Source organism: Rhizobium terrae (genome assembly GCF_003425685.1).
GTDB lineage: Bacteria > Pseudomonadota > Alphaproteobacteria > Rhizobiales > Rhizobiaceae > Neorhizobium > Neorhizobium terrae.
This window is the reverse complement of sequence record NZ_QJKM01000032.1, coordinates 26,274-33,416: the sequence shown is the minus strand read 5'-3', so window position 1 is coordinate 33,416 and position 7,143 is coordinate 26,274. Positions and strand designations below refer to the sequence as shown.

The 7,143-nt window shown below is 55.6% G+C and carries 5 protein-coding genes; 1 reads left to right on the top strand and 4 read right to left on the bottom strand.

The window, feature by feature from the left end:
- Positions 1 to 234 precede the first annotated feature (234 nt).
- The 3 genes from DMO26_RS31865 to DMO26_RS31855 form a co-directional block, all read right to left on the bottom strand.
- Entirely contained in the window at positions 235 to 498 is a 264-nt protein-coding gene (locus DMO26_RS31865; RefSeq protein ID WP_117196303.1) for a hypothetical protein, read from the bottom strand.
- A 58-nt stretch (positions 499 to 556) separates the two neighbouring features.
- On the bottom strand, positions 557 to 1,258 hold the full coding sequence (locus tag DMO26_RS31860; RefSeq protein ID WP_117196302.1) for a hypothetical protein: 702 nt from the start codon (positions 1,256 to 1,258) through the stop codon (positions 557 to 559).
- Positions 1,259 to 2,433: 1,175 nt separating this feature from the next.
- Positions 2,434 to 3,219, bottom strand: a complete 786-nt coding sequence (locus DMO26_RS31855) for a competence/damage-inducible protein A (protein WP_117196301.1) — start codon at positions 3,217 to 3,219, stop codon at positions 2,434 to 2,436.
- Positions 3,220 to 4,327: 1,108 nt separating this feature from the next.
- Here DMO26_RS31855 and DMO26_RS34855 point away from each other — a divergent pair.
- A complete protein-coding gene (locus DMO26_RS34855) occupies positions 4,328 to 4,456 on the top strand; it encodes a hypothetical protein (protein ID WP_264319384.1) in 129 nt (42 codons plus the stop codon).
- A 666-nt stretch (positions 4,457 to 5,122) separates the two neighbouring features.
- Here DMO26_RS34855 and DMO26_RS31850 read toward each other — a convergent pair.
- Positions 5,123 to 6,919, bottom strand: a complete 1,797-nt coding sequence (locus tag DMO26_RS31850; RefSeq protein WP_162895164.1) for a hypothetical protein — start codon at positions 6,917 to 6,919, stop codon at positions 5,123 to 5,125.
- Positions 6,920 to 7,143: the final 224 nt, after the last annotated feature.

Below are 7,143 nucleotides of genomic sequence, written 5' to 3'. Positions count from 1 at the left end.
CTTCTTGAACCCATCGGGAATATCCCGCCAGCCGAGGCGGAAGAACGATACTACGCCATGATGGACGTGCCAGCCATGGCCGCATAACTTAAACCAAACGGCCTCCGGTAAAGTCGGGGCGGTTCAAATCCCCATTCGATCTGCCTTTCTATTCGTTCATAGATACATCCATTGCATCGGAAACATACCCAACAACTACACTGATAGAGGATTTTAGCTAAAGAAGCTCGTGAACTAAGGCATTTCGACGTAGCGGATGACCTTAAAATCCTCCAAGAATCCAACGACGAAATGGAGACCAAGTTTGTCTGAGAGATCGTCCGGGTTAAGCGACGACAAACGAAAACCGAGCTCTCGCTTAAAGAACAGCCACGCCGAATCGAGGTCAGCGGGTTCGAACCTCTCGCGCTCCAACGGAAAACCACTGATGCTGTGATCGAGCACACCCTTATTGAACTCCAGTTGAACGGCGTTGAGATACTTTTGTGCCGCGGTCAACAGCCGGTCCTGTCCGACGGCATTCTTATTCTCTTCTATGAACCTACCAGCCGTTTTGTCAGGAGAGGTCTTTTAAATCGCAACAAACTGACCGTTCGACGGAAAGGTATGTCCCCAAAGCGAAATTCGAACCGAATTTTCTGCCATTGACATCCGTGGCAATGCGTTTGTCGATCGCCAGCAATAGAAGATCGCAGTGAGGTTGGCTTATTCCAAGCCTATCGAAGCATGGGCCAGCGGCGTGCCCTACAGCGCTGGAAATCGCTTGCAGCATGCTTTGCTTCAGGGCGGCCGGTGGATCTCCCCCTGCCAGCTTTTTGATAGCTGCCGCGACGGCAAGGTCGGTCTTGCGAATTCGCTTATTGGTCAGGTTTGAGAAAGGAACTCCCTTGTCTCTCAGTGCGGCGAGATAACTGACACGCTGTTGTTGCTGAGGCGTTCCAGCAATGGTGCTGGGATTGGCAAAATCCTCAATCGCTTTTGCAAGGGACTGATTTCCTGTAATATTCTCGCGGGCTTGTCTGAGCCGCATGAAGTTGATGTCAAGCTGCATGTCGACAAAGGTATAGTTAGCGCGTTTTCTGACGACGTCTGGCCGTTGAGGCGCGCTGAACACCAGGCCAAACAGCGAGTGCGGCTGAAGCTCGTATGCACATTCCATCAACGCATAGAGCTCACTGGACGTCATCGTGATGATGAAGTGGAATGGCCGGCCCGTATGATCCAGTACTGTATCGTCATTTCTGATGTCGCATGCCATTTGAGCTTGGGCAGAAGACGCCAGTTCCTCGTTCGTAAATAGCCGTCAATTTGGAGAATTGATAGAGAGGCGCTCCGACATACCTCGCGTGATACTGACCTACAATCGGTAACCGTCATGAAATCAAGCCCACCCTTGATACCGCCCAGAACCCAACAGTGATTGAAAAATGGGCTCCATCTGTTGGGGTTCAAAATGCCGCCTTGGAAATACTCGCTCGTGACACCGTGTGCGCTGGTGATACCAGTATGATGTCGGTCCTCGTTGCGGCCAATAATGTTCGCGGGCTTTTGACACCTGGCGTGGTTGAACACCGCCCAGCCGATCGCCAGCTCTTCCGATTGCGACAAAGGTTTCCCCGTTCCGTCTCGGCCGGACAGACATAAAATCGCGTCCTTGCGAAAGTCCTCAAAGGTCTCGTAGAGCCTTTCGATGCCCTGGGTTTTGGGTATACCATCGGTCCGGTTGAGGAACTCCATCTGAATTAACGCAGCTTGAGCGACCCGGTCGAGGTCGGCTGCAACATCTAAATTCTCCCACTTGGCTCGCCCCTGGCGATTGGAAGTAACTGCATCTTCAAGCTTGATGCGAAGAGCCGTCAGGTTTGAACCTTCCGGATCGAGTGCAAAATCATAGCCTGAGGAGAAAATTAAATGATTCCGCTGAGAGTGATAGATCGATCGTCACCTTCTAGCCGTCTCTGTAAGAACGCTGTGAATTCGGCAAGCTGCCTATTTGCCATGTCCTTGCGTTGATCACGAGTTGGAATGTCTATGTTCGAACGGCGTTGGAAAATGCGCGGCCTAAATTCCAGTGGTAGGCGGGAAGAGAGAATAGGCTGGATTTATGAACAAGGTGGCACGCTCTTTAGCCGTGTACATTTTGCCATCCGTCTTGATCATGTACTTGGACGAGGGAGACATGATGGGCAAATTCGGACGCAATCGCTTCACCTCAGCAACTTTGTCTGCAGCGCGTAATTCTAGCTTTACTCCAGTTCCCCTGCCTCCGGCGAACCATCCGCTCTGTAGACGCCGTCTCGCCAACCGAAGAGGCCCTCATCACCGGCTCTGCGGGATTGGGAACCAGTGTCTGATAAATACGTGTGTCGCGCCCTGATACCGGTCAAGGAGCCGACCGCGGACTGTGAGGTGGGCGGAGTGTCGCGGCGGCGATCAGGCATCCGCCGTCGGGTTGGTGGGGATCTTGGCGCGGTCGATGCCGGCGATCATCTCCGCCACGGCCTCGGCCGCCGCATCCAGGATCCGCGGGTCGCGGGCACGCACGACGATCTCGTTCGAGAACCGCTGTCCATCGTATTTGGGGTAGGAGCCGATGCTGGTTTGCGGATGCGCCTTCTGAACGGCGGCCAGCAGCGTGCCGATATCGCCTTCGCCATAGGGGCACGGCAGCGCCCGCGACAGCATTTTCGCGCCCGAGCGCAGCATGGGGAGCACGTTGTCCACCATCGCCTGGAAGACCTGCGGCACGCCGGCCATGACATGGACATTGCCGATGATGAAGCCCGGCGCCGTCGAAACCGGATTGGGGATGTGCCGGGCGCCTTCGGGCATCCGGGCCATGCGCTGGCGTGCCTCGGTGAATTCCATCTCGCGGCGCCTGTACATGTCGGCGAGCAGCTTCATCGCATCCGGATCGTGGATGCAGGGCACGCCGAAGGCCTTCGCGATCGCGTCCGCGGTAATGTCGTCATGCGTCGGGCCGATGCCGCCGGACGTGAAGACATAGTCGTAGCGGCTGCGCAGCGCGTTGAGCGCCTCGATGATCGCCTCCTCCTCGTCGGCGACGATGCGCACCTCCTTGAGGTCGATGCCGGAAAGCGTCAGGAGATCGGCGAGATGGCCGATATTCCTGTCCTTGGTCCGTCCCGAGAGCAGTTCGTCGCCGATGGCGAGCATGGCGGCGGTGACGATCGAAGGGGATTGCGACGCTTCAGACATGAAATTTCCTCCATAGGTGCCACGCTCCTAAGTCTAATTTTTTTACCGCAGAAGCGATCCCGTCGTGACGGATGCAGAAATGGCGTCTGTTTATGATCCGCAAGCGAAATATCGTCTCGAATGCTGACAGTGCGTAGACCTCGCAAGAGCTGTCGCTCTCCTGGAGAAGCCGGGTATCAGCGATATTGGCTGACAGTGGACGCAACCCCAGGATGGGCCGGGAATGCTCTGTCCCCAATCCGATGACCCGCACGCCAGACCCGGGGAGACCAAGCACAGACCGCGAAGCCATAGTTGGAGGGTCACCGTCAGGGCCACAAGCAGAGTGAGAGCCCGCCAAGGACCTCTGCTGCTGCGGAGGAGGGGACGTGTTCGCCACAGCCATGGAAAATAGTTCATCCGGCAGCAGGTTGGGCAAGCTATGGGCTGGGGTCTCCGATCGGGTAAAGCCAATCCCTAAGGATCGGGTCATCTCACGGGCGTGTTGATGGAAATCCCGCATTCACGGCCTCGCTTGGGGAGGTGGCGCCACCCACCGTAAAAGCGGCAAATGCTACGCATCAGGAGCGAAGTAGAAAGACTCACACAGGCCGTGCGAAGAAAGCCGTCGGGGACCAAGCTGGTCGGCGTTCAACGAAGCCCGTGGGTTAGGATCGCGGGTCCAGACCTCGTTCCGTCCCCGACCACTCATCCCTCAGGATGCAGGCGCGCGTCTGATCCAGACCTGTTCTTCAAGCGATGTTGCACCGCAAGCGCTCTGGGGATCACGCCATTATCACGAGCATCCGGACGGAAAATAGCGCATGCCCGGCTCCGCTTGCGGGGGTGGTGCCACTGACGGCAAAAGGGTTGGCTACGTGTCATGAATTAGGTAAAAAAGCCGTCCCGGAAGTGTCAGGAATCTCGGAAACGAAGGTGGTCGGCCTTCAATGAAAGCCCATATCACTGCGGGTCCAGATCTCCGGGTCCAGACCCATTCCGTCCCCACCATCTTTCAGGCTGCAGGCACGCTTCCGATGCGGACCTGTTCCTCAAGCGATGTTGCACCGCGGCAGGCGCTCTCAGGGATCACCGCTATTGTCACGAGCATCCGGATGGAAAACAGCGCATGCCCGGCATCACCGTGGAGGTGGTGCCACTGGTGGCCAGAGGGGTGGCAACGCGTCATGAATTAGGTAAAAAAGCCGACCAGGAGGTGTCAGGAATCTCGGAAACGGAGGTGGTCAGCCTTCAATGAAAGCCCATATCACTGCGGGTCCAGATCTCGGGGCCAGACCCACTCCGTCCCACCATCCCGCACGGCACGGGCATGTAATGAGCCTCGATCGGGTTGAACTATCTCGTGCAGGAGCATCGCACCAATCAGAGATGGAGGTGCCGCATCAATTAATTCGCTGCTTACACCACCTTTGCCGATGCAGGATCCCTGCAGGCGTCCGAATTTTGATCTTTTTATTCTCGTATCCAGCTGAATGAAACAGCCGATATTGGCAGCGCTGTCGGCGGCAAGCAGTATCTCCCAGTTTGGGGGAACGGCCCTTACACACATTGTGAAGCGCATCGGGCTTTGTGAGGTCCGATATCTCGGAGATGGGGGATTTTCCTTGAGCTTTTGTTTTGTCAGGATGTTCCTCGAAGGTTGGGGCGTTCCAGCCGCAAGTGGGGTAGCCGCGAGGGATCTGATCCCACGTCCGCGAGACGATGTTCTCATCACGATCGGTGGTTCCCGGTCCTAAATGCGGGGGTGGGACACATGCCCGCAATCGATAGAACGGGATGTTACCTTGGATCACGGGTAAAAGGCTCGTGACAGCAGGCATGGACGAGGAAGCGAACGAAGATAGACACCCGCGCTCGAGTGCGGATGGAATTGAGACTATTCGGGCTGATCCGGCGCCGCCGCCTAGGTTTGAATCTCTCTATTTGAATGTCGACCATCGGCGTCGAGCACGATGGCCTTCTTCTCCAAACGGGCTAGGAGCCACCTGAGATAGGCGAGGCCGAGCGTCGTGCACACCCATTGCATGATATGTCCAGGCAGATCCGACAGAAAGAACGTGAGGATGACCTGGATTGCCATATCGGGATAGAACACCCAGTTCGTGTCGAGAACCGAACGTCGGACCACCACGGGAACCGATATACCAATGATCTGGTAAAGTGTCGGGAATATCATGTAACCGGCCAGATCGTAGAGATGATATTCGGAGCGCCGGCGTCTCATTCCCTGAAGAACTTTGGTGATGACCTGGACTCCCCAGCAGACTTTCGCAAAAACCATGAGCGGCAAGTTCAGGAAAGGGAGGAGATGCCCCAAAAAGAACAAAATTGTGATAACCAGAACAGTAACTTTGGTGACCTCCAGCGTAATGTCGATCAAGAAATCCATGAAGCGTCTCCACGTCTCCCTCCAAAAGTCCAGGGAGAAAGCCTTGCTGAACATGCCGGGGGTAATGTAATCCTCGACCAGCGCCACCGTGCGTCCGGCGATTTGCTTGACGCAGTCCACTTCATCCCTGCTGATGAGGCTCAGGTTTGCCTCGGATGCATCCGTCAACTTCTGGAAAAGCTCGTTTACTTCCAACAATTTCTTGGACTGGTGCCTCAATCCGTCAATGGTCTTTTGCGTCGGGGCAAGCCATCCTCGGCAGAGGGCAACCGCCAATCGAGCCCCGAGATAGAAGATTTCCGAATAGAAGAACGTCGCGTTGTTCCAGACGAGCGAGATGAAAAGATTGATCTGCGTGAAGTGGGGGTCGTGATAAAGATATCGATAACTCGAATGGGCCACAGCGCCATACACTACGAAGGTGGCCAGGAGCGTGAAGCCGCGTTTGGTGACATTGCGTAGAACAACCATCAGAGAAAGGTTGCGGCGCTGGAGAAAGGACAACACCGCACCGGGGGAGCGGGACTGAAATACCACAGCTGTCAGGACGTAGGCCCTGTCTCCAAGCGACCATGCGACCTCAATGCGCCAAGCCATCAAAAACACCCAGGAGGCAAGAGCCAATGTGATCGAGAGGCTGGACCAGGGATGTTGATCAGAATGCGCAAGGAAGTTGAATGGCGAATATCTGAAATACCAAGTCAGGGTTGACTTCCGGGCTTCGATATCCGCAGCCGTCTGTCTCCACGATAAGACCTGATTTTTGCTCAAGCGATGTTGTAGCCTCAAGTACCATACCAAGTATAATCGGAACAGCGCAATGATCCAGTAAAACGGGTACTGATACCAGGCATCGGGAGGTGACAGGCACAGCGCCGTGATAAAGACGTCGATGCCATGGCCTTCGGCGGCTTGAAGCTCGTGAAGCTCTGAGGAGTGGGCGATTTCCGGTATCAACTCGTTGTCTTTTCGCCGTATGATATCTTGCAGGAACGACGGGTTGCGAAAGTTCAGTACACACGCATTCCAGAAGCTTGGGCCGCCAAACTTCTTCTGAGTGCCGTCTTCGATTTGCTGTATCGCGTTGCGAACTCGAGCGATCTGTCCAGCGGCTTGTGTGAGCGTTGGGGCGTTACTGTCGTTTTCCACCTCTGGTGACGACTGAAGCGGGAGGCTGGCCGTCGAGCCTCGATCCGAGATGGCTTTTTCGGCCATTGCGACTGTTGGATAATCGAGAACGAGAAGGGACAGTTTTGTGTGAAGCTCCAGACACAGCGGCATTCGGAAAAGCGGGCGACGAGATTTCATCAAGCGAGGTCGTCCTCTCATCCCGTGGTTTGCCCTGATTCGAATGACACATAGATTCCGTCGTTATCCCCCGCATCGGCGACCTCATCCCGCAAGCGCCACACCACGCCGGATATTCGTTTAGCGTGAAAAATCGCTCGCATGGCGCTGAATGTCGGCTTCCGGTGACCATCCTGCGGGCAGGTCATGCGTGCGCCTTCGGCCGCTACCGATCGACTTGCGTAAAT

Bases quoted from the DNA above. Each gene is read 5' to 3' on its own strand.
- DMO26_RS31860 (WP_117196302.1), bottom strand. From the start codon at position 1,258: ATGGCATGCGACATCAGAAATGACGATACAGTACTGGATCATACGGGC.
- DMO26_RS31855 (WP_117196301.1), bottom strand. From the start codon at position 3,219: ATGTCTGAAGCGTCGCAATCCCCTTCGATCGTCACCGCCGCCATGCTC.
- DMO26_RS34855 (WP_264319384.1), top strand. From the start codon at position 4,328: ATGCCCGGCATCACCGTGGAGGTGGTGCCACTGGTGGCCAGAGGGGTG.